The 22,804-nt window shown below is 34.5% G+C and carries 18 protein-coding genes; 11 read left to right on the top strand and 7 right to left on the bottom strand.

The annotated features are described in order from the left end of the window. Positions 1 to 1,609: 1,609 nt before the first annotated feature. From GOQ24_RS09300 to GOQ24_RS09265, 8 genes are all read left to right on the top strand, one after another. Positions 1,610 to 2,356, top strand: coding sequence for an electron transfer flavoprotein subunit beta/FixA family protein (locus tag GOQ24_RS09300; RefSeq protein ID WP_155091124.1), 747 nt, complete (start codon positions 1,610 to 1,612; stop codon positions 2,354 to 2,356). A gap of 36 nt (positions 2,357 to 2,392) precedes the next feature. Beyond that, the gene (locus GOQ24_RS09295) at positions 2,393 to 3,361 is read left to right on the top strand and encodes an electron transfer flavoprotein subunit alpha/FixB family protein (protein ID WP_155091123.1); all 969 of its coding nucleotides are present in this window, start codon (positions 2,393 to 2,395) and stop codon (positions 3,359 to 3,361) included. Positions 3,362 to 3,451: 90 nt separating this feature from the next. Next, positions 3,452 to 4,066, top strand: coding sequence for a bifunctional nuclease family protein (locus GOQ24_RS09290; protein WP_155091122.1), 615 nt, complete (start codon positions 3,452 to 3,454; stop codon positions 4,064 to 4,066). Positions 4,067 to 4,096: 30 nt separating this feature from the next. Next, positions 4,097 to 4,921, top strand: coding sequence for a thymidylate synthase (locus GOQ24_RS09285; protein WP_155091121.1), 825 nt, complete (start codon positions 4,097 to 4,099; stop codon positions 4,919 to 4,921). Positions 4,922 to 4,940: 19 nt separating this feature from the next. Then, the gene (locus GOQ24_RS09280; protein ID WP_160339541.1) at positions 4,941 to 5,348 is read left to right on the top strand and encodes a 2TM domain-containing protein; all 408 of its coding nucleotides are present in this window, start codon (positions 4,941 to 4,943) and stop codon (positions 5,346 to 5,348) included. A gap of 11 nt (positions 5,349 to 5,359) precedes the next feature. Further along, a complete protein-coding gene (locus tag GOQ24_RS09275) occupies positions 5,360 to 5,848 on the top strand; it encodes a dihydrofolate reductase (RefSeq protein WP_155091119.1) in 489 nt (162 codons plus the stop codon). A gap of 3 nt (positions 5,849 to 5,851) precedes the next feature. Continuing rightward, the gene (locus tag GOQ24_RS09270; RefSeq protein ID WP_155091118.1) at positions 5,852 to 6,649 is read left to right on the top strand and encodes a hypothetical protein; all 798 of its coding nucleotides are present in this window, start codon (positions 5,852 to 5,854) and stop codon (positions 6,647 to 6,649) included. Further along, positions 6,649 to 7,269, top strand: a complete 621-nt coding sequence (locus GOQ24_RS09265) for a deoxynucleoside kinase (protein WP_155091117.1) — start codon at positions 6,649 to 6,651, stop codon at positions 7,267 to 7,269. Before GOQ24_RS09270 ends, GOQ24_RS09265 begins: the two co-directional genes overlap by 1 nt. Before the next feature lie 74 nt (positions 7,270 to 7,343). Here GOQ24_RS09265 and gldA read toward each other — a convergent pair whose 3' ends face one another. The 3 genes from gldA to GOQ24_RS09250 are packed head-to-tail and all read right to left on the bottom strand — an operon-like array spanning position 7,344 to position 9,509. Continuing rightward, a complete protein-coding gene (gldA, locus tag GOQ24_RS09260; protein ID WP_160339540.1) occupies positions 7,344 to 8,240 on the bottom strand; it encodes a gliding motility-associated ABC transporter ATP-binding subunit GldA in 897 nt (298 codons plus the stop codon). A gap of 33 nt (positions 8,241 to 8,273) precedes the next feature. Then, positions 8,274 to 8,663 (bottom strand): DUF1634 domain-containing protein, encoded by a 390-nt coding sequence (locus GOQ24_RS09255; RefSeq protein ID WP_155091115.1) that lies wholly within the window; start codon positions 8,661 to 8,663, stop codon positions 8,274 to 8,276. 3 nt (positions 8,664 to 8,666) lie between these two features. Further along, positions 8,667 to 9,509, bottom strand: coding sequence for a sulfite exporter TauE/SafE family protein (locus tag GOQ24_RS09250; protein WP_155091114.1), 843 nt, complete (start codon positions 9,507 to 9,509; stop codon positions 8,667 to 8,669). Between the two features lie 170 nt (positions 9,510 to 9,679). On the opposite strand from GOQ24_RS09250, the gene GOQ24_RS09245 reads away from it, so the two are divergent. The 3 genes from GOQ24_RS09245 to GOQ24_RS09235 all read left to right on the top strand — a co-directional run bounded on the left by GOQ24_RS09245 (position 9,680) and on the right by GOQ24_RS09235 (position 13,826). Continuing rightward, complete coding sequence (locus tag GOQ24_RS09245; protein ID WP_155091113.1) at positions 9,680 to 10,768, top strand: chorismate mutase; 1,089 nt, start codon at positions 9,680 to 9,682, stop codon at positions 10,766 to 10,768. Positions 10,769 to 10,782: 14 nt separating this feature from the next. Then, positions 10,783 to 11,748 carry a ribosome small subunit-dependent GTPase A gene (rsgA, locus tag GOQ24_RS09240; RefSeq protein WP_160339539.1) on the top strand — a complete coding sequence of 322 codons (966 nt, stop codon included), beginning with the start codon at positions 10,783 to 10,785 and terminating at the stop codon, positions 11,746 to 11,748. A gap of 104 nt (positions 11,749 to 11,852) precedes the next feature. After that, complete coding sequence (locus GOQ24_RS09235) at positions 11,853 to 13,826, top strand: transglutaminase domain-containing protein (protein WP_160339538.1); 1,974 nt, start codon at positions 11,853 to 11,855, stop codon at positions 13,824 to 13,826. Between the two features lie 215 nt (positions 13,827 to 14,041). On the opposite strand, the gene GOQ24_RS09230 is transcribed toward GOQ24_RS09235, so the two are convergent. The 4 genes from GOQ24_RS09230 to GOQ24_RS09215 are packed head-to-tail and all read right to left on the bottom strand — an operon-like array spanning position 14,042 to position 22,446. Beyond that, positions 14,042 to 16,849: a M16 family metallopeptidase gene (locus GOQ24_RS09230; RefSeq protein WP_160339537.1), complete on the bottom strand. Its 2,808-nt coding sequence runs from the start codon at positions 16,847 to 16,849 to the stop codon at positions 14,042 to 14,044. After that, the gene (locus GOQ24_RS09225; protein ID WP_155091109.1) at positions 16,849 to 18,036 is read right to left on the bottom strand and encodes a DUF4929 family protein; all 1,188 of its coding nucleotides are present in this window, start codon (positions 18,034 to 18,036) and stop codon (positions 16,849 to 16,851) included. Before GOQ24_RS09225 ends, GOQ24_RS09230 begins: the two co-directional genes overlap by 1 nt. A 10-nt stretch (positions 18,037 to 18,046) precedes the next feature. Next, positions 18,047 to 19,426, bottom strand: a complete 1,380-nt coding sequence (locus GOQ24_RS09220) for a RagB/SusD family nutrient uptake outer membrane protein (RefSeq protein ID WP_160339536.1) — start codon at positions 19,424 to 19,426, stop codon at positions 18,047 to 18,049. Next, on the bottom strand, positions 19,426 to 22,446 hold the full coding sequence (locus GOQ24_RS09215; RefSeq protein ID WP_160339535.1) for a SusC/RagA family TonB-linked outer membrane protein: 3,021 nt from the start codon (positions 22,444 to 22,446) through the stop codon (positions 19,426 to 19,428). The genes GOQ24_RS09220 and GOQ24_RS09215 overlap by 1 nt, the downstream gene beginning before the upstream one ends. Between the last annotated feature and the right edge of the window lie 358 nt (positions 22,447 to 22,804).

The raw sequence follows: 22,804 nt of genomic DNA, 5'->3' as shown, positions 1-22,804 counted from the left end.
GTGAATAATAAGGAAGTAGTATTTAATAAGACCAATGTGTTATTTATTGCGATGAAATGAATATGGCGTTTAGAAAGCTTTCTTTTTTAGTTGATAATTTGATATATAATGAACTAATATAATTATTAAAAATTGAATAAATAACTATAATTTATTGTTTATTTTTATAAAATATACTTTTTAAATATAAAATTATTCTTTTTTACACTTTGCAAATAATAAATGTGTAATTAAGTGTTTAGTCGCTTACTTTAAGCTTTGTTTGGATAGTATTGCCTTGAAAATATTTTGTTTTTATATGTATTTGCAAGCATTAGTTTGATTTACCTATGTTTGTCACTTCACTTCGATTAACACAAGTTCGATTTTAGAAAAGGCGGATGCTTATAGCCTTTTAGATATTAGTTTATATCTGTTTGTCTACTCAAAAAAAAAGGTTCTATTTTATCTATTAGCGAAATCAGCAAAATAGATGATTCAGTTGACGAATCTTAAAAAGCAGATTAGCATATTGTAAAAGAGGGGTAAGCTTGCACTTTCTTGGAGATTAGTAGCACTTTTCTCGGAGTTTTCTTGGCCAGAGAGGGGTTTTCTCGAAGAAAGGTGCAAGAAACCCCCAAGCAATGTCCTTGCATATCGGTACAAAGCTGTTGGTAAATTGTCAATAAATATGGGTAATATAATAAACGGCTGGGTTAAATCGAATTCACGTTGGATGGTGTACTTTATCAAAAGGAATTAGAAGCAATAGGCATCGTTGTATGCTTTGTTTTGCGAGTTTTGTTTTTGAATTTATCAGAAAGTGATGTTTTCTTTTCATCCTTTTCCAAAGGAGGCGATTTTATTTTACATAGTTCAAGTGACAATTGTGTTTGGTAGTGAGTTTGCTGCTGTGAGGTCACCCTTTTTTTGCATAATAGAATTAGGTTTTGTAATCGATTATTTTGATAGATCGATTTATTTCGCTGCAATCTATTTTCAACAGAAATTTTGTCAGTGTGACTCTTTGTTATTATGCTAATCATTGAGAGTATTGGAGTGCTTTTCATTTTTATTTTCCTAAATGCAAATAACTTGTACGCTTTGTAAAATCGGTATTTCAAGTAATCTGCTGGGAGGTTTGTTCGGATATTGTTCGGATATGCTTGGGAAAACAAGGCCTTTGCCGAAGATTATCCGAACAATATCCGAAGCAAGTATATCCAAATAGACAAAGAAAGTGAATAGGTGTCAAGGAATATTTTGTCAATAGTGGTGATTGTATAAGGTTGTCGTATGATGAACTCGTACTTCAAATGTATAATTTTTGAGAGATGTGGAGTATAGATCCTTTGAGAGCTACTGTTTCAGTGATAAATGACACAATTTTACTATTTAAGATGTTAAAAAAATATCTTATTATTAATAGTAACCGTATTGTAATTGCGAAGTAAATAAGAAAATGGATTAAAATAATCTATATTGTTTGGATTAAATCTAAAGAAGAGGTGTTTTGTCTAAATACTAAAAGTATTCGGTCTACAAAATATTATGCGTGCATAGTAAAATAATCAAAATAAATTATTATTTTCGTCAATACGAGAATTGTGAAACTAAAAAACTATATAAGATGAAAATATTAGTTTGCATCAGCCATGTGCCTGATACTACTTCTAAAATTAACTTTTCGAATGGTGATACTGAGTTTGATACAAATGGAGTTCAGTTTGTTATCAACCCAAACGATGAATATGCTTTAACACGTGCTATTTGGTTTAAAGAGAAACAAGGTGCAACAGTTACTGTTGTTAACGTTGGAGGCGCTGATACAGAGCCAACTTTAAGAAAAGCTTTAGCTATTGGAGCAGACGAAGCAATTCGTGTGAATGCTAATCCAACAGATGGGATGTTTGTTGCAAAACAGCTTGCTGAGGTAGTAAAAAATGGAGGATACGATTTGGTATTGGCAGGGAAAGAATCATTAGATTACAATGGAGGAATGGTTCCTGGAATGTTAGCTACATTTTTGGGATACGACTTCATCAATTCATGTGAAGGATTAGAAATAGAGGGAACTTCAGTAAAAGGTATTCGCCAGATTGACGGAGGTAAAGAAACTATTTCGGGGAAATTGCCAATTGTGATTGGTGGACAAAAAGGATTAGTAGAGGAAAAGGATTTGCGTATTCCAAATATGCGTGGAATTATGTCTGCACGTACAAAAGCGCTTACAGTGTTAGATCCAGTAGGGGCAGAGGCTGCAAGTAAAGCGGTGAAATTTGAAAAACCTGCTGCTAAATCAGCTTGTAAAATGATTTCTCCTGATAACTTAGATGAGCTAATCAATTTACTTCACAACGAAGCTAAAGTAATCTAATCTATTAATTTATTGTAAACCTTAAAAAAGAAGAGTATGTCAGTTTTAATATATGCTGAATCAGCAGAAGGAAAATTTAAGAAAGTAGCATTAGAATTAGCTTCTTATGCTAAGAAAGTAGCAGATTCTTTAGGAACAACTGTTACAGCAGTAACTGTAAATGCATCAGATGTAAGTGAGCTTGGCAAGTATGGTGTAGATAAAGTATTAAAAGTATCAAACGACAAGTTAAATACGTTTAATGCAAAGGCTTATGCAGATGTAATAAAGCAAGCTGCACAGAAAGAAGGAGCAAAAGTAGTTGTTTTATCTTCATCAACAGATAGCTTATATACAGCACCGATTGTAGCTGTAGGTTTAGAAGCAGGATTTGCGTCTAATGTTGTAGCTTTACCAGAGAGCACTTCTCCTTTTGTAGTAAAGAGAACTGCTTTTTCTAATAAAGCATTTAACCTAACAGAATTAACTACAGAGGTGAAAGTAATCGCAGTAGCTAAAAATTCATTCGGTTTAGTTGAAGCGACTGGAGCTGCAGCAGCAGAGGACTTCGCTGTAACATTAAACGAAGGTGACTTTGGTTTAAAAGTTGAGAATGTTGAAAAAGTTTCAGGACAAGTAACTATCGCAGATGCTGATATCGTTGTATCTGGAGGTCGTGGATTAAAAGGTCCAGAGAATTGGAAAATGTTAGAAGACTTAGCTGAGGTATTAGGAGCGGCGTTAGCATGTTCTAAACCTGTTTCTGATTTAGGATGGAGATCTCATGAGGAACACGTTGGGCAAACAGGTAAACCTGTAGCTTCAAACTTGTATATTGCAGTAGGTATTTCTGGAGCAATTCAACACATTGCAGGTGTTAATTCATCTAAAGTGAAGGTTGCTATTAATACTGATGCAGAAGCGCCATTCTTTAAAGTTGCAGATTATGGTATTGTTGGTGATGCTTTCCAAGTTGTACCGCAATTAGTTGAAAAATTAAAAGAATTCAAAGCTCAAAATTCGTAAGAAGTACAAAGCTTTCACAAAATATAAAAGCAACTAAGCAAAGAATTTATATCTTTGTTTTAGTTGCTTTTTTGTTTATAAACGAAAATTATGAGTTTGATAAAATTAATGGTGAAAGGAATATCATACAGCCATTCACAAAATGGTGCGTATGCCCTAATATTAGATGAAGTTGAAGGTCAAAGAAAGTTGCCAATTGTCATTGGTGCTTTTGAGGCTCAATCTATTGCGATTGCAATTGAGGAGGAGATAAAACCCCCACGTCCTTTAACTCACGATTTGTTTAAGACTTTTGCTGAGCGTTTCGAGATTCAATTGAAACAAGTAATTATTCATAAATTAGTAGATGGTGTTTTCTTTTCAACTATTATTTGTGAAAGACTTGGTGTTGAAGAAATGATGGATGCGCGTACTTCTGATGCGATTGCATTGGCTATTCGATTCGGTGCACCTATATTTACCTATAAAGATATAATGGAGCAAGCTGGTATAATACTCAGTGGAGAAGATGCTCAAGAAAATTCGCAAGAGGATGATGTAGATGATATCGTAGCTCAAGTTGAACAGATTATAGAGGAGGATACAAAGGTAGATGACTACAGTGGATTCAATGAGAAACAATTGAATATTTTACTGAATGAGGCTATTGAAAATGAGGATTATGAAAGAGCAGCTAAGTTGAGAGACGAATTAAATAAAAGATAAGAAACGATAAGATTTTAGGACCACACAACAATGAAACAATATTTAGATTTAGTAAAAGAAGTATTAGAAAAAGGGGTACAAAAAGGTGACCGCACGGGTACAGGAACCAAAAGTATTTTTGGTTATCAAATGCGTTTTGATTTATCTGAAGGCTTTCCTTTAGTAACAACCAAAAAAGTACATTTAAAATCGATAATACACGAGTTATTATGGTTTTTAAAAGGAGATACTAATATCAAATATTTGAAAGATAATGGCGTTCGCATTTGGGATGAATGGGCAGATGAGAATGGCGATTTAGGTCCAGTATATGGTTATCAATGGAGAAATTGGAATGGGGAAGGGATAGATCAAATTAAGGAAGTAATAGAAACTTTAAAGGGGAATCCTACAAGTAGAAGGATTATGGTTACAGCTTGGAACCCAAGTGTAATGCCAGATACTTCTGTTTCCTTTGCTGAAAATGTTGCCAATGGCAAAGCAGCTTTACCTCCTTGTCACTCTTTCTTTCAGTTCTACGTATCTGATGGTAAATTGTCATGTCAACTTTATCAACGTAGTGCCGATGTGTTTTTGGGTGTGCCATTTAACATCGCTTCTTATGCTCTTCTAACGATGATGGTAGCTCAGGTTTGCGATTTAGAATATGGAGACTTTGTACATACTTTTGGTGATGTACATATCTATAATAACCATATTGATCAGGTGAATTTGCAATTGTCAAGAGAGCCTAAAAAATTGCCTAAAATGTTAATCAATAGCGAAGTAAAGGATATCTTCGAGTTCAAGTTTGAAGACTTTAGTTTGGTTGACTATGATCCGCATCCAGCTATTAAAGGACAAGTATCAGTGTAATAGTAAAAAAGAGAATACTATGGATAAAGAAAATAACTATGAAATGTACGATTACGCACGTCATCGTATAAAACAGAAAAAGTATTTATTCTTTCATTTTGTACTGTTTGTATTAGGGAGCATTGCAATGTTTGTTATAAATGCTTTTGTTCAAGATACTACAGTCGCTCCAGTTTGGTGGCCTTATGCAATTGGATTATGGGCATTTGTGTTGTTTCTTCATTTTGTCAATGTGACAATTGTCAACCGATTTATGGGCAAGAAATGGCAAGATAAACAAATAGCTCGTTTAATTGAACAGCAAAAAAAGAAGATTAGTGAACTCAGAACAAAAGTAGAAAAGGACTTTCCGTTAGTGGATGTGAAGCGCGATCTGAATCAACAAGAAACAGTTTCAATCAACAAAGATACTGAGTCTATAAACTAATATACTGAGAGATGACTATTACATTAATAGCGGCAGCTGCTGAGAATAACGCTTTGGGTAAAGACAATAAGTTATTGTGGCATTTGCCAGATGATTTTAAGCATTTTAAAGCAAAAACTTCTCATCATACAATCATTATGGGAAGAAAGACGTTTGAGACATTTCCAAAGCCCCTTCCTAATCGAAAACACATTGTTATAACAAGGCAATTAGATTACGTTGTACCAGAAGGATGTGTGGTTGTTCACGCTTTGAGTGAGGCATTTGATTTAGTCAAAGATGAACAGGAAGTATTTGTGATAGGCGGTGGAGAAATATATAAACAGGCTTTGCCTTTTGCTCATAAGATTGAATTGACACGTGTTCACCACACTTTTGATGCAGATGCCTTTTTTCCTGAGTTTAATCAAGATTTATGGGTATTAGAAAAAGAAGAATATCACGAGAAGGATGAGAAGCACTTTTACGCTTTTACCATTCTTACTTATACAAAAAAATAAGAAATGCGTTTTGTAACTACTGTACTATTTTTATTGTTTTCTGTTTATAGTTTTGGACAAGATACGCTCCGACCAAAACTTAATCTATCTGAAGGCATAATAAAGAACTCTTCATTTCTGATTAGAGATGTTTTTGACTATAACTATACGCTATTAGAGAATACGCTATATAAAGCAAATAAATATCAATCAAGCCATTATAAAACAAGTAAGTTTGGAGATATTTCTAATGTGGACTTAACAATCCCGAATTCTCCTATCTTGTTTTTTAAAGAGGAACAAAGTATCATTGTTTTGAATCGACTATTAGCCCAGCTTGATATCATAGATTTCAATGTAAAATTTCCAAGCATGGATATAGCTTATATTGCGCATAGTGCTGGGAGAAAATTGTGGATGGTTGATTTGGCAAATGATGGATTTGTTCGCTTGTACAATATGAACTCTTATGAGCGTCATACGATTTACAATTTAGAAGAAACAAATTTTGTCAGTTATTATTCAACGTTGACAAACTTATATTGGTTGAATACATCCAATGAGATTAAGGGAATAGACGTAAAAGGACAAGTTACCTTGAACTATAAAAGCGAAGACCCTATTGATAAATGGCAGATGGTTGACAATAATAAAATTATTTATTCTTCTAATAATAAATTGTACTTCGTTGATATAGTGAAAAGTAAAAAGTATTTCATTGATTTGAAGGAAAAAAGCATTTTAGGCTTCTTTTATAACACTCAAAAATTGAGTATTTTTACAGACGAAAAATTAAACAATTACCTTTTAAAATTACCGTAATGCATATAGCTATTGCTGGAAATATTGGTGCGGGAAAAACTACATTGACTAACTTATTGGCTAAACACTATGGGTGGGAGCCACATTATGAGGACGTTGTAGATAACCCATACTTAGATGATTTCTACCATCAAATGGATCGTTGGTCTTTTAACCTACAAGTTTACTTTTTAAACAGTCGTTTTCGCCAAGTTTTACAAATTAGACAAAGTGGTAAGGCCATCATTCAGGATCGTACTATATATGAAGATGCGTATATATTTGCTCCAAACTTACACGCTATGGGGTTAATGTCAAATAGAGACTTTAACAACTATTCTTCGTTATTTGAATTAATGCAAGAACTTGTTGCAGCACCTGACTTATTAATTTATTTAAAAAGCTCTGTACCTAACTTAGTGGGACAAATACACAAGAGAGGGAGAGAGTATGAGAACTCAATCTCTATCGAGTACTTGAATAAATTGAATGATCGTTACGAAACTTGGATTAAAGGGTACGACAGAGGTAAACTCTTGATTGTAGATGTTGATAACTTGAACTTTGTGGATAATCCTGAAGATTTGGGAGATATTATCAATAGAATTGATGCAGAGATAAACGGATTATTTAAGAAATAAGAAAAAAAGCTAATTCAATTGAATTAGCTTCTCCGATATTGTAGAAAGTCAAGAATCATCATTCTTGACTTTTTTTATTGTGTAATTTCTCTAAAGAGATTTTCTAAGTTTTTGCTTTTTACTTGTAAAGACAACAGTTTTAAGCCTTGCTCTTGTGCAAAGTCAAATATAGTAGCTCTAAAATCTCCCTCTATTGGAAATACAAGTTCCCATTTGGTATCGTGGATGTGATTTGAACGAATTAAATTAGGGATTCGATTAATGAACTCTATCTCAATTTTATAGTCAAATTCTACTGCAATGATTTGTTCGTTTTGATTCTCTAACATTGATGAGAGCATTTGGTCTGCTACTATTTTACCTTGTTTAATGATAATAACGCGTTCACATATAGCTTCGACTTCTTGCATAATATGAGTTGACAAAAACACCGTTTTATTCTTTCCAATATTCTTAATTAAGTCTCTAATTTCAACTAATTGATTTGGGTCTAACCCAGTTGTTGGCTCGTCTAATATCAAAACAGCAGGATCGTGTAATAGAGCTGTCGCAAGTCCAACACGTTGTCTGTATCCCTTCGATAGTTGACCTATCTTCTTGTGTGCTTCAACAGTCAAACCAGTTAGAGTAATCACTTCTTCAATGCGTTGTTTTTCTACTTTGTATATTTCCGCATTGAACTTTAGATATTCGCGTACGTACATATCGAGATATAGGGGATTGTGCTCAGGTAAGTAGCCGATAGAACGCTGCACGTTTCGAGTTTGCGTCTCTACGTTGTAGTCGTTGACAAAGGCTTGACCTTGGTCACTGTGTACATAAGTAGTTAAGATTTTCATTAACGTTGATTTTCCCGCTCCATTCGGACCCAAAAAACCTACTATTTGACCTGTTGGTACTGAAAAATTAATATTGTCTAAGGCTTTTTGATCGCCGTAACTTTTACTTATATTTTGAACGATTAAAGACATTTTATAGCTGTTTATAAAGAATTGACTATTGATTTAATGCGAAAAACCTAAGGTTACACTCAGTACTATGATTCCAATCACTATCAGAGAAATAAATACATATAACCAGTCTTTTTCAAAAAAGAAAGACACTAATGAAAGTAACAAACGCAAAGCAGGTGTTATAAAAAGTAACAGTATCCCAAGAAAGATGATTGATTCACCATCTCCATGTCCCACTCCTGCAAATATGCGATTAATTACATTGAATATATTGTCGTCTTTTTCTATAAACGTACTAAAGTCTACTGTATTACCTGACTTGGTAAACATTACGATAATTCCCCCAATCACTGCTACTGTCAAGGCAAGTAATACACCATATCTCAAGACATTACCAATGATGCTTTGTAAGTCTGAGTCGTTGAATTTTGCTGTACTCATAGTTTATATATTACCCATTATACCATTATACATCATATTTATAGCTAATGCCAAAATTAAGAAAGCAAAGAATACTTTTAGTTTCTTAGGATTAGCTTTTACCAAAACTTTTGCTCCAACCATAGCGCCGATCAATACACCTATAATCACTGGCATACATATACTCGGTTCGATATAGCCTTTTTGGATATAGATAACAGAACTTGCAATAGCTGTCACTCCCATCATGAAGTTACTTGTAGTTGTTGAAACTTTAAAGGGTACTTTCATGATTGTATCCATTGCAATTACTTTAAAAGCTCCTGAACCAATTCCTAAAAGTCCGGACATCATACCTGCAATTCCCATCATACTGAATCCACCGACAATATTGGTCATTCCGTATTTTACTTTTTCTCCTGATGGAGTTGGATAACTGCTGTTTAATTTTAAGTTGCGGGCAAGAGCAGATGAATCTTCGGGTAATACTAAGTGATCCTCTTTTTTTCTAAGTGAATTAATAGATGAAAAAGTCAGTGTAAGTCCAAATACGATTGCTAAGATTGAGGTAGGAGCATTTGTCGAAATAATAGCGCCAATTACGGCTCCTGCTGTAGTGGCTATTTCTAAAAACATTCCCAATCGCATATTCGTTATACCTTCTTTTACATAAGCAGATGCGGATCCGGATGAGGTTGCAATAACTGCTACTAAGGCTGTACCAATGGCATAATGCATATCTACCCCTAAGAAAACAGAAAGAAGAGGAATAATGATAATTCCACCACCCAAACCTGAAAGTGACCCTATAAAACCTGCTGCAAAAGCTCCTAAGAACATAATTAGTGTAAAGGTTAATAATGTCATTTACTTTGATTTTTGATTGAGTAAGGCGTAAAAATACTTATTTATAAACAATTAATCTTTTAAAAATATAAATATTCTAATTCTTTAGCTTAAATTGTATCCCTTTTTGAGTATAAAATCGTAATTTTCCACTCAATTAAAAGTCGTTATTAATGTAAATATTTAAACCAATGGAAAAACTTGATGTAAACAAGGATTGGATGTCTTTATTCCAAGGACAAAATCCTGCAATAATTGCAGGACCGTGTAGTGCAGAAACCCCAGAACAAGTAATGAGAATCGCTAAATCTTTGCCAAAAGAAGTAAAGGTCTATCGCGCTGGTATCTGGAAACCTCGTACTCGTCCAGGTGGGTTTGAAGGTGTTGGAGCCATTGGATTAAAATGGTTGCAACAAGTGAAAGCTGAAACGGGAATGTTACTTGCAACAGAAGTAGCAACTGCCGAACACGTTCAATTGTGTTTGGAACACGACATCGATATTTTGTGGATTGGTGCGCGTACAGCTGTTAACCCTTTTGCTGTACAAGAAATTGCCGATGCACTTGAAGGTACTGATAAAATAGTACTAATTAAAAACCCTGTTAATCCAGACTTATCTTTATGGATGGGTGGAGTAGAAAGATTAGCAAAAGCAGGTATTAAAAAACTGGGTGTTATCCACAGAGGTTTTAGTACTTACGAAAAAACAAAGTATAGAAATATTCCAGAATGGCAAATACCATTAGATTTAAAGTTACATTTGCCAAATATTCCAATTTTCTGTGATCCATCACATATTACAGGAAATAGAACGAAGATATTAGGAGTATCTCAACAAGCATTGGATTTGAATTACGATGGGTTAATGATTGAAACTCACTGTGATCCTGATAACGCTTGGAGTGATGCTGCTCAACAAGTTACTCCAGAACAATTAAGCGATATTATCGCTAATTTGAAGGTGAGAAACGCAACAGATGACACAGAGGATTTCTTACAAAGAATACAAGGAATGCGTATCCAAATCGATGATATGGATAGTAAATTATTGGATTTGTTGAGAAAGAGAATGGTGATATCTGATTCTATCGGTACATTGAAGAAAGAGAAAAACGTAGCTGTGTTCCAACAAGATAGATGGACGAAAATATTGGAGAAAATGCAAGAGGAAGGAAAACACATTGGGTTTACCGAGGAGTTCATTACTAATATTTATACAGCTATTCACCAAGAGAGTATCTATAGACAAGATAAGATTATTAATAAAGAAGAAAAGTAAGATAAGAGTATTATATGAAGGGAATCGTTTACAAATCAACAGGTAGTTGGTATTCGGTTAAGAGTGAGGATGGCGAATTCTATGATTGCCGTATAAAGGGAAAATTCCGTATAAAGGGGATCAAGAGTACTAATCCTATTGCAGTTGGAGACCATGTACAATTTGAGTTGGAAACGACAAATGATGTGACTACAGGAGTAATTGATATAATTGAGACAAGAAAGAATTACATTGTCCGTAAATCAGTCAATCTATCAAAGCAAGTTCATATTATTGCATCGAATATCGATGTAGTGTTTTTACTTGTAACTATTGATAATCCTGTCACAACAACGAGCTTTATCGATCGCTTTTTAGTTACCGCTGAAGCTTATGGTATTAAGACAGTATTGGTGTTTAACAAAGTAGATACTTTCTCGGAAGAAGCCTTAGATGAACAACTTTATCTTCAGTACATTTACAGTCAAATTGGATATGAGTGCTTACGTGTTTCTGCCATGACGGGTAAAGGTATCGAGGAAGTGAAAGAGAGAATGAAAGGAAATGTTTCGATGTTTTCTGGACATTCTGGGGTAGGAAAATCTACTTTAATCAATGCGATTGAGCCTGGCTTGAATCTAAAGACAGCTGAGATTTCACAGCAGCATCAACAAGGGCAACATACAACAACCTTTGCTGAAATGTTTGATCTTTCTTTTGATGCCCAAATTATCGATACACCTGGAATCAGGGGGTTTGGTATTGTGGATATGGAGCCACAAGAAGTAGGGGATTACTTTCCTGAGTTCTTCGCCTTGAAAGATCAGTGCAAGTTTAATAATTGCCTGCATAGAGAAGAACCTCAATGTGCTGTCAAAGATGCTTTAGACGATGATTTGTTAGCTTGGTCAAGATACAAGAGCTATATACAGATCTTAGATGGAGAGGACGAAAATTATCGAACAGATGTTTATAAAGATGGAAGAAACCAAGACGAGTAGTCTTGGTTTTTTTTTATTATTGGTGGATTGATCTATCTTAAACATCTTTGTTTTTCTCAAAGAATACCTTACCTTTCTTCTCAATTATTTTAAGTAGAGTATAAATGAAAAAAATATTTCTTATCTCATTTTTAGTTTTGAGTACTTTTAGTAGTATTGCTCAGGTATCAATAGACAATGTAACTAAAGAAGAATTATTAGAAAAGCAGAATAGAGCGTTTCCTACAAGTGGTGCTGTCATTGTAGATGAAAAGAACAAGGTGTATTTTGATATTAACTTAAGGGACGGAAATTTTATATCAGGCGAAGAAGTTACTCGAAAAATTAAGCTTTACAAGGAGCAGGACCTTAGCAAATTATCCTTTACAATACCTTATTTTGTTCGAGGTGCTTATGCAGAAGATGTCGCTATCGATGAAGTCTATGTTTATTCTTTAGTAAACAATGAAATCACAAAAACTAAAATAACATCTTTTGAATCAAAGAAGGAGGGGGATTACCGCGAGAAAGGTGTAGATTTTACCAAGATTCCCAATATCCCTGAAGGCAGTATAATTACTTACCGATATAAAAAGTTATCGGAGAATTTAGATGTCTTGCCTGAATGGTTTATACAAGGAGATTTGCCTAAACAAAGATCTATTTATACCATGCGCATTCCAACTTATTTTACGTATCAGATGATTCAAACAGGTAGTCAAAAGATTGCGTCAAATGAGAGTATTATCGATGTGAAATACGGAAATGGTTTACTGGATTCGAATACGATTAAAACATTAGAGAAAACACTTGTCGCACTTAATGTTTCCGCTTTTTCTGAAGAAGTCTTAGTAGATAATGCTGCCAATTATATCAATAAGGTTAGATTTGACTTGAGTAGTGTACAATTTCCTGGAAGTAAACAGCAACAAGTTTTAGGAACAAAACAAACGTTTTTTGAAAACTTACAGAAGAATAAACGCTATTGGAAGGAAATTTTAAATGACCGCTATTACAGAAAACAAATAAGTCAACTTGATTTATCTGCAAAGAGTGATTTAGAGAAAGCTGATTTGATACTAAATTACCTTCAGAAGGAAGTTACTTGGAATGGAATGTACGGCATTTACCCAGAAAACGGACTGAAGAGCACTTATTTAAGAGGGCAGGGAAATACTGCTGATATTAATCTCATGTTAATCTCAATGCTGCGATATGTTGGATTAGATGCAAACCCTGCTTTGGTTAGTACGCGTAGCAATGGGAAGAAAAAGGAATGGCAAGGAATGTACTACAATAACCTTATAGCTGTTTTACAAAGTGAAGGTAGCTACTATTTTTTAGATGCCTCAAGTAAAAATGCCTCTATAGGTGTAATTCCAATTGACAATCTAAATGGTGTTGTTACTATGTTTAGTGACAAAGAAGGTACGAAAGACTTAATCTCTACACCTGCTTTTGTTTCTTCTCGAAAGGAGAATTATCAATTAGAGTTTAAACCTAATGGTTCCTTGACAGGTACAGCAATCCACGCCTATGATAATTACGAAGCTTTTTTTGTAAAAGAAAAGTTTAGTTTTATGGGAAGGTTTAAATATATAAAGGAGTTAGAGTTTGTAAACCCAGGGCTATCTGTTCACAATTTTGTTCTTAATGACAATAGGACGGTGGATAAGAATATTGCTCGAATATCGTTTGGTGTGAATAAACCAAATGGAAGTTTTAGTTTTAACAATAAGTTTTTTGTCAATCTCTTTCAATTCTATGATGGGAAAAGCAATCCTTTTGTGACAGATAATAGGCTTTACCCTATCGACTTTGCCTTTCCTAATTCATATACTTATTCTGTTTCCCTTTTAATTCCTAAAGGGTATAAGGTTGATGTGTTGCCAGATGATTTAGAAATTAAAGATGCTGATTCTGGTGTATCAGCTCAAGTAAAATATACAAGGAAAAACAATAGGATAGAGGTAATAGTCGGTTTGCTTAAATCAAAAGCGGTCATTGAACCAGAGTATTACGAGAATGTAAAACAGGTATACAACAGCTTCTATAATAAGTTACAAGAGCAAATAACGATTGAAGTTGAACTTGAATAAGCATATTAAGTGACTATTAGAAAACGGATTATTCTCGATCAGAATAATCCGTTTTTTTTATTTATTTACCCTGTGTATTCAGTTCTGTGATAATTATCTTATGTGAAAGAGTATGTCATAAAAGATGTAACTTGATCTAATTAAGACTAATCTTTAGTATTTTCTCATTAAATTATCATAGTGAGATAGCAGTCAGGTAAGTAATAAGTAGAATGTTATTTTGGTGTAACTAAGAATACACCGTAATTATTCTTATCAAATATAGAATTTGCTGTATTTAGTACATCCTTTGGGGTAATGCTGTTAAGTATATTCTCATAGTCATTAAAGTCCTTCAAAGATCCAAAATTAAGCTGAACTTCACGCAACTTTTCTATCCACTGGTAAGTGCTGGATTCCGTTAAATGAAGCTGTTTGTTGTTGAGTACAGCTAATTTCATTTGATCTAAATCCTTTGTTGATATTGGTCTTGTCTGTATAGACTGAATCACCTCTTTAGCTAAGTTTTCAAGCTTTTCTATATCGGATAAAGCTGCAGAAAAGTACAGACTAACAGACGTTTTGGGCGTTGGATAAATCGCAACATCTATTGAAGAAGAAGGAGAGTATACTAATCCCTCTTTTTCCCTTGATAGCTGTAAGAATTTATTGTCAAACAATTCTCTTACCATCTGAGCAAGGATACTTTCTTTGAGTGTTGGATTAATACTTCCATTAAATACAAGTGTTGCTTCAGTGCGTTCTACATCTGCACTTGGTATACTCACTCGCTTGATATCGTTTATTTGTGCCTTTGGTTTGTTGTTTTCTTTTAGGTAAGAAGTATGTGGCGTAGTAACTAAACTACCAAAGTATGCGATTGATTCAGCCTTTATATCTTCTACATTAAAGTTACCAGAGATCAATATGTACACTTGGTCTAAGTTTGCAAATGTTTGTTGATAAAGCTCAAAGAAGCTTTCTAACTTAACCTTTTGCCAATCTGCTATTGTGTTTAATTCTTCTTGAATAAAAGGCGTTCCTTTTTTGTATTCTTCTATTTGATGACTGAGCTGAATAGAAGGATTGTTTAATAAAGTAGAAGGTATAGGCTCATGTTCTAAAGACACGATGCTCTCTTGTATATATTCATTAAAATCCTCTTTTGGTTCTATGTAATCATACATTTTGCGGTAGGTCCATTCAAACATATCTCTAATATGTCCTAATCTACTTGAAGTATTGACAATAGTTGCCTCATTAGAGAGGCTTACCAGTGTGGATACCTCTCTATCAGCTCCCACTTGTAAGTACCCATCTTTAGTTAGGCCATGAATCCATGCAGAGTCAATAAAGTAACTGGCGTCTTGATAATACTTTTGCTCTTGTTCCTGGATAAGATTTAAGCCATTTCTGGTAAAGACAGTGAGTATGATATTATTATCCGTAGCATGAGTGGGTTTAATACCAATGCGTAGACCGTTTGCTAAGGTTAATTCAGTTACCCCAATGTGGTTGTAAATATGCTCTTTTACAACGGCATTATCATTTGATTTAACTATAGGAGGCATCGTCTTCCAGTGAAACGAACCTTGTGTTCTTTCTTGTTTTTTCTTTTCTTTTTTGTCTTTAAAGAGGAGTGTTTTAGTCTTGCCTTCATTCCAGGAGTCATTTAATTCTTGAATAGAATGAATTGAGAAGATATTGCTATTTACGGTGCATAAGTACAAATTTTGTCTATCTACCGACCATGTATTTTCGTGTTTTACTACAAGATCATTTGCTGTGATTGTCGATAGAATTTCTTCTAATAATTGAATTTTGTGTCGATCTGTCAAGTAATGACTATTCACAACGACTTGGTCTATATAGTTATTAGCTAAGAAGTATGCATCCTCCTCAGTAGAAATAGCAGATTGATTGAGCAAGTGCTGTTTATAAGCTTCTAATTCTTCTTTGTGAATTCCCTTTAAACTCATTGTATTTAGCACACTTGCTACTAAGTGGATGCGAGTAGATAGTTCTTCCTTTGTTTTGGCAGTTATTTCTATGACATCCTCATTTTTATTAGGTAGATACCACGTGCTATGAGCAGAGGTATGTGTCTTGGCTTGGCGAAGCTTCTTGCTTAACCATTGTTTATACAATTGTGCAATAGTGTGTTCTTTAAACCCTTCTTTAGTAGATAAAAAGGGAGCACTATTAAAACGAATAATTTCAACCTTATTAGTACGAGTATCTGAGGTGTTTACTATTTCTAATGCATTGTCAAATGAAGGGGAGAAGGTATCCCAACTTTGAGATCGCATTAAAGTAGAGTTCCCTTTAAACGAGCTGAAACTCGTTTCAATCTGTTGTATAGCTTCTGTTGGATTTACATTTCCTGTGATAATTATAGTAGCGAGAGAAGGTGAGTACCATTGCTTATAAAATGCCTTTAACCTTTTTGCGTCTAGTACTTTAATGTTTTCTATACTTGAGATAGGCAATCGATGTGCGTGTTGACTACCTTCCAACTTTTTTTTGTTAAAAACGGATGCTGTCCCAAAGTCCTTAATTTCCTGGATGACGATCCTCTTCTCTTTCTCAATATCCTCTGTGTTAAGGTGTGCTTTGCCTAAGAAGTTCGCCAATATAGTAATCGCTAAATTTTGTTGACTTTGATCGAGCAGGGATAATTCATACACAGTACGCTCATAGGTAGTATAAGCATTGATATCTCGGCCAAAGCGATACCCTAAACGCTGTAATGTATCAATGGCTTGTCTACCTGGAAAGTCATCACTACCATTAAAAAGCATGTGTTCTAAGAAGTGTGCATATCCTTGTTCATCATCTCGTTCTTGTAGTGATCCTACATTTAAGACCAGACGATATTCCGTCTTCTGTTGAGGTATAGGATGGATAATATAGTTTAGCCCATTGTCTAATGTACCATAAATTGCATTATCTGCTTTAGGCAATGGAGATAAAGTATCTTGCCCAACTGCAAACAGGGGGCAAAGTACTAAAGCAAAGAAATATAGTATTTGAGTACGTTTCATTATTTTAGTTTGTATTCAACAGTGAATAAGATGTAGTCATTTGCATGTTCATGCCCTATGATGAACTGAAAGTTAAGATGCGTATCTGTTAATGTAGCCGATGTCGTTCTGTAGTTACCTCCTTCTCCCATATCGTAATAATCTTCTTGTATATCCTGATTATTGAGATAGTATGACGGGTTTACAGTACCTCCCATTTCTGTGTTTTCTATAGCAAGGGGATTTCCTTCGTCTAAGAGTTTCTTAAGTCTATCCCATGCACTGTATTTAAACTGAAATGGTACAATCGTATAATCATCTCCCCATATATCTTGGAAGGTTTTAGTATATGATAGCTTTCTAGTCTTTAAATCTATGTATATATCGTCTAATTCTACTTCAAAAGTTTCCTTGCTGGTAGCACTTAGGTTGATCAAATTCATGATGTGTTGAGAGGCAGGTACTTGAGTCCAAAACTCGTTGTCATCTATCGTAAGCAACCGCTGTAGTTTATATAAATACCCTTCTATCCCCATAGGATTAGACACCATTTTTAATACTGGTTGTTCAGGTGTAGATTTATCGCTTAATGTGATAGTGGTAATTCCATTTATTTGGGAAGTTTCTGCTTGATACATAGTTTCGAGATTAGCACCTCCAGGAAAGTTGATTGTAGTATTCACTTTAATCTCTCCCATTAATGGATAAAGATCTAATCCCTTTCGTTTATAACCATCGAGTAATTCAATTTGTTTATCTGTTAGTGCTTCTACCTTTTTGATAGGGGTGACTAATAGTTGTACCTCTTTATCTAAGGGGAGTTTGCTTGTATTGTTGATTAGTTTTATAGTGATTGTGGTTTCATCACTTAAAAGTTGTCTTGATGAACTCTTTATTTTTAGTTGTGCTTTTTTCTCTTTTGGAGCAAACTGTATAATAGGATTTTCAATGGTAAGAATATCTTTACCATCTATCGTATTGTTTTCTAATGCGAACTCCAGTGTAACGGCTTCTGTGATTGAATTAACCAAGAAGACATTGACAGTTACTTCATCTGTACTGTTATCTTGTAAGATGTGAGTCCCGTTTGGCTGTAAGACAATTCTGTTCTCTCCCGTATAGCCTTGTAGCTGATTGTCGTCTTGTGTACAGCTCAAGGTAAATAAACTCAAGAGTATTCCCGTAAATATCGTTAAGTAGTGTTTCATTTTAGTAATCTTAAAGTTCTATTGACTGCCATCCATCATTTTGTACCAGGTTGTTATTAAGGCGAATTTCAGCAGTTGGTATAGGCCATGTCCAGCGAAAATCTGTAGCTTCTATGGTATTGGATTTTTTATTAGAATCAGATTCATATCTCGCGATACTGGTATTCCACCTTTTTAGGTCAAAGTAATTAGTTTTTTCACCTATGAATTCCTTTTGTTTTTCTGCTCTAAAGAGTAGTCTTAGTACTTGTTGAGAAGGAGAATCTGTGATAGTTTCACTGTGTACAGAAGTTTTAAAATCATTGTAGAGTGATATTGCTTGTGCTATTTTATTTTGCTCGATTAAGCTTTCTAACAATAGAAAGTAAGTTTCTGTATTTCTCGATAAGATGATGCGTTGTTCTTCTTTGTCATTATAGTTAGATTTGTATTTGCCCAATAGAGCTCTTGTACTTGAGGCTATACCTTGTGCTTTCATGTCATAAAAGAACTGAGATATTGTATATCTCATGTCACTTTCTTCAAACTTATTTAAGAAATGTATTTGCATAATATCACCATCGGTTGTTGTAGTTAGGTAATGATTGGGATTTTCTCTGAAATCGTAAGCCCAATACACTTGCCTTGTAGGCGAGTTGTCTTTGTATTTCCAAAGCGAAGCATATGTCTCAGCAGTATTTGGAAGTGGAGCGGATTCGCTTAATAGCGCAGTGGCTAAAGCTTCTGCCTTGTCGTATTGTCCTTGGTATAACGCAATTTTGATCTCTAATTGTTTAGCGGCTTGAGTAGTGATAAAGTATATTTTTTGCGCTGCATAACTATCCATTAAAGAGATACCTTCTTGTAACATCCTCTCTATATATTGAATAGATTCACTTTGTGTTAACCTTTTGTTGGATTCTATTTTTAGCTCATCCTTTCTCAACACTCCTGGAGCTTCTGGATTATATCGCGTGCTGTATAGCTGTAGTAGATCAAAGTAGATATACGCTTTAAGTACTAAGGCATTTCCTTTGATGTAATCCCAGTCAGTCCCTTTGTCTCTAATGTGTGCTTCTGTATTTAAAAGTGCATTTAAGTGAACCATTGCGCTGTAATAACTATCCCATTGACTATTGGCTAAGGTCTTTAGGGCTATCTCATTCCAAGTATAGTGTTGCTTAGCATTGCTATTATATTCTATGAGATAAGTTGGCTGTAGGTCTTCGCTTAATAGTGTAAATGTACTTCCATTTACAGGTAGTTCCTTGTAAGCTTGAGCCAATACAGAGGTTGCTTTTTGGGTTGTATTGATGATGTCATCACCTGATATTTCTTGTTCATTTTTGACATCTAAGGAACAAGAGCTGATTGACAGAACCGTCAAGGCTGATAGTATATATTTTATCATTAGAATGTGGCGTTAAGTGAAAAGGTTAAAATGGGTTGAACGACGTCTTTTAAGTTTCCTCTATCTTTTTCAAAGCGATAAGTGTATATGTTATCTGCCTGAATATTTATTTGTAGTGTTTTAAAATATTTATTGACAAAACTGTTGTTTCGAATACTATACCCTAATTGGATATAATTAAGTTTGATATAATCTGTCTTGTATATTTTTCTTGAACTGGGTTGTTTGTATAAGTTAAAGACACTGCTGGGCATATCTTTCATTGGATAAGTTTTGTTTTCATCTCCTATTTCAAACCACATATTGTCTAATTGACCAGCCAAAGCATTTTGATTTGAACTAGATAGATCGCGTACATATTGTTGGCTTTGTACTGCTTTTCCTCCTAATCCATAGTTAATATTTACAGCAAGAGACCAGTTTTTATATGACCAATAGTTATTAAAGAATCCTTGGTAAGGAGCAATGCTATTTCCATAGTCTCTATAATAAGTCTTTTGTAAAGGGGCATTGTAAATGATGATATTGTTATTGCTGTCTACATATTCTGGAAGCCCTGTAATAGGGTGTATTCCATTGTCGTGAATACCGTAGATTATACCTAAAGGTTTGCCTACTTCGTACTCAGGCATTACTGCGGTAGGTGAATTATAGATTTTATCTGTTCCATATAGTCTTTTGACAGTATTCTTGTTGTAAGATATGGAAGCAGCTGTATTCCATTTGAAGTCTGACAGGCGTACAATATCTCCACTTAGCAAGAACTCAACTCCCGCATTTTCTATTTCTCCTATATTTTTGGTATATGTCTGAAATCCATTACTTGAAGCTATAGGCGTAGCGAATATGGCCTCTTTAGTTAGGTTGCTATAAAAGGATGTTAATAAATTAAATCTTCCCACAAAACCTAAATCCATGCTTATATTGGTACTGTATGTCTGTTGAGGTTTTAGACTCCTATTGGGTAACCCCATTAGTTGTAGAACGCGGTATTCTCCATAAAAGCTATTGGTATTTGAATAAGTTGTGTTTATCGCACTTGGGACGATTCCTGTCATACTTGCTGTATAACCTAATGAGGCCTTAAATTTAAGAGAAGTTAATAGACCTTGTTTTTTAAAAAAGTCATATTCACTTGGTGTCCAACCTATACCTGTAGACCAGGCATCATTCCATCGCTTATTACTTGGGAGAATAGAAGATCCATCTCTTTTAATACTGGCATAAAAATCATATGTATTCTGGTAGTTATATCCTAAGGCTAACCCGAAACCGAGTTGAGTATTTTTAATTTTATTACCGCTGGCTTTTGGTGCATAAGTACCAGTCAAGCCATTGTTAATACCAGAGAGACTATTGACGTCGTCTGATATTCCATATCCACTTGCTTGTAAATCTTTAATTTGTGTTGTGTAATAATCCATGTTTACTCCAACAAATAAGTTGTGATCTCCAAATTGCTTTTGATAGTTGGCGCGGATATTAGAAGAGAAGTCAAATATCTTGTTATCACTTTCACTGATATACCCTTGTGCGTTTAGAGGTATTTGTTTTTGACTATAGGCCGTAGATAGAATGCGTTGGTTTTTTTCTGCGATGCTGTAATCACCACCTAATACACCCGATATATTCAGCTCTGGCAAGATATCCCAATGCATGACCACAGAGGAACTAAAGCGTTTAGTCGTTGTCTTCTGTTTGTATTGGTTGATCAAATCTTGATAGCTGAGATTAGAATTTTGACTAAATAATTTTTTTGAATCTTTAGATTCGTATGGGTTGAGTGTAAATGCTAATGAGGTGGGGTCATTACTCATACCGTTTTCTGTATTCGCCGTAGACAGACCAAAACTATTGTTTAAAGACAACCTAAAGTTGTGTGCTAACATATAATCTAAATTGGCACGTGCAGTTAGTTGATTGATATCATTACCTGGAATGCGACCTCCTTGTTTACTGTAGTTCAGGGAGTAGAAATACGTACTTTTTTCTGTTCCTCCGCGTACTCCTAAGTTATAAGCTTGAAAGATATTGGGTTTGATTAACTCTTTAAACCAGTCTGTGTTGATTTGTTTTAAGGAATCCAATGTTTTAGCTCCACGTGCTAATTCTTGTTGTAGATTTGGGCTATTAGCATATAGACTGTTGATGTATTTAGCAGAATTGATATAACCAGGAGAACCAGCTTTTTGGATGCGTTCTTCGAAAGCGAGTTTTTCTTCTGTTCCCATCATACGCGCAGGGCGTTCACCTCTAAAAGTAATTCCTTGTTTCATCGAGAAGCTCACTACTGGTTTGCCTTCGAAGCCTCTCTTCGAAGTTAATTCTATGACTCCATTAGCCGCTTTGATTCCATATAGAGCAGTAGCAGGTGCGTCTTTTAGTACCTTGATTGTACTAAAGTCGTTAGGGTTAAGCGTCATAAAGGTTTCTGTTGAGATAATAATACCATCCATAACAAATAGTGGTTCATTAGCACTACCTGTATAAGAAAAGGAAGAATTACCTCTAAGGCGTATCTCTGGCTTTTGACCTAATTCTCCCGAAAAATTGACTGTTAAGCCTGGTACTTGACCTTGTAATAGCTTTGCCATATCTAACTCTGAGCGTTGGCTTAGTTGTGTCATGTCTACTGTGATGACAGAACCTGTGCTATTTCGAATATCGATATCGTTGATATTCGTGGATTTGTGTATGATTAATTCGTCTAGTTGTTTGACGTTGGGAAGTAAACGGATGGTTTGTTCTCCTTTTTTCAGTTTCGTTTCTAAGTTTTCGTAACCGTAACGACTGATGATGACTGAGGAGTGATATAATTCAGGAATTGCGAACTCTCCTTTTTCATTGGTAAAGAAAGTATCTCCTGAGGCTAATACGGTGATTATAGCCGTATCAATTCCTTTTCGGGTTTCTAAATCAATAATCTTACCTGTAAAGACAGGTTGTTGTGCATAGACCCCTATAGCACAGAGTAAACTGATTACAAGTAAGGTAATCGTCCGTTTAGATGTGAGTAACATAATAGTTAAATATAATTAAGACTAATTCTAAATTAAAGCGCAAAAGTAAAGAGTTTTTTTGCTTTTCAAAATAGATAATGACTTTATTTAGATTAGATAGATTTTAATAGTGGATGAATTGCGAACTATTTGTTTGTCACTTTCGCTTGAAGCATAAACTGTTTTGTTTAGGTAATGTGTTGTTTTTTAGTTGTGTGTAATCTTTGTCTATGGTTTATTTAATAAACTATTATTTAGAATAGTTTAGCCTACTTCTTTGAGTTGCGTTTGGGATAGTAGTAGTGTTATATTTTTGACTTTTAAGAATAGTTATAATAATTAGCTTGATAAAGTCGAAGACAAAAGAGAGGTGAAGATC

Source organism: Myroides sp. LoEW2-1 (assembly GCF_009767705.1).
GTDB classification, from domain to species: domain Bacteria; phylum Bacteroidota; class Bacteroidia; order Flavobacteriales; family Flavobacteriaceae; genus Flavobacterium; species Flavobacterium album_A.
The sequence above is the reverse complement of the archived record's forward strand: the minus strand, read 5'-3'. Positions and strand labels throughout refer to the sequence as shown.

Excerpts from the sequence above, each read along its gene's own strand:
- GOQ24_RS09300 (WP_155091124.1), top strand. The coding sequence starts at position 1,610 with ATGAAAATATTAGTTTGCATCAGCCATGTGCCTGATACTACTTCTAAA.
- GOQ24_RS09235 (WP_160339538.1), top strand. The coding sequence starts at position 11,853 with ATGAAAAAAATATTTCTTATCTCATTTTTAGTTTTGAGTACTTTTAGT.
- GOQ24_RS09250 (WP_155091114.1), bottom strand. The coding sequence starts at position 9,509 with ATGACATTATTAACCTTTACACTAATTATGTTCTTAGGAGCTTTTGCA.
- GOQ24_RS09265 (WP_155091117.1), top strand. The coding sequence starts at position 6,649 with ATGCATATAGCTATTGCTGGAAATATTGGTGCGGGAAAAACTACATTG.
- GOQ24_RS09255 (WP_155091115.1), bottom strand. The coding sequence starts at position 8,663 with ATGAGTACAGCAAAATTCAACGACTCAGACTTACAAAGCATCATTGGT.
- GOQ24_RS09295 (WP_155091123.1), top strand. The coding sequence starts at position 2,393 with ATGTCAGTTTTAATATATGCTGAATCAGCAGAAGGAAAATTTAAGAAA.
- GOQ24_RS09245 (WP_155091113.1), top strand. The coding sequence starts at position 9,680 with ATGGAAAAACTTGATGTAAACAAGGATTGGATGTCTTTATTCCAAGGA.
- GOQ24_RS09275 (WP_155091119.1), top strand. The coding sequence starts at position 5,360 with ATGACTATTACATTAATAGCGGCAGCTGCTGAGAATAACGCTTTGGGT.
- GOQ24_RS09215 (WP_160339535.1), bottom strand. The coding sequence starts at position 22,446 with ATGTTACTCACATCTAAACGGACGATTACCTTACTTGTAATCAGTTTA.
- GOQ24_RS09230 (WP_160339537.1), bottom strand. The coding sequence starts at position 16,849 with ATGAAACGTACTCAAATACTATATTTCTTTGCTTTAGTACTTTGCCCC.
- rsgA (WP_160339539.1), top strand. The coding sequence starts at position 10,783 with ATGAAGGGAATCGTTTACAAATCAACAGGTAGTTGGTATTCGGTTAAG.
- GOQ24_RS09220 (WP_160339536.1), bottom strand. The coding sequence starts at position 19,426 with ATGATAAAATATATACTATCAGCCTTGACGGTTCTGTCAATCAGCTCT.
- gldA (WP_160339540.1), bottom strand. The coding sequence starts at position 8,240 with ATGTCTTTAATCGTTCAAAATATAAGTAAAAGTTACGGCGATCAAAAA.
- GOQ24_RS09270 (WP_155091118.1), top strand. The coding sequence starts at position 5,852 with ATGCGTTTTGTAACTACTGTACTATTTTTATTGTTTTCTGTTTATAGT.
- GOQ24_RS09285 (WP_155091121.1), top strand. The coding sequence starts at position 4,097 with ATGAAACAATATTTAGATTTAGTAAAAGAAGTATTAGAAAAAGGGGTA.
- GOQ24_RS09225 (WP_155091109.1), bottom strand. The coding sequence starts at position 18,036 with ATGAAACACTACTTAACGATATTTACGGGAATACTCTTGAGTTTATTT.
- GOQ24_RS09280 (WP_160339541.1), top strand. The coding sequence starts at position 4,941 with ATGGATAAAGAAAATAACTATGAAATGTACGATTACGCACGTCATCGT.
- GOQ24_RS09290 (WP_155091122.1), top strand. The coding sequence starts at position 3,452 with ATGAGTTTGATAAAATTAATGGTGAAAGGAATATCATACAGCCATTCA.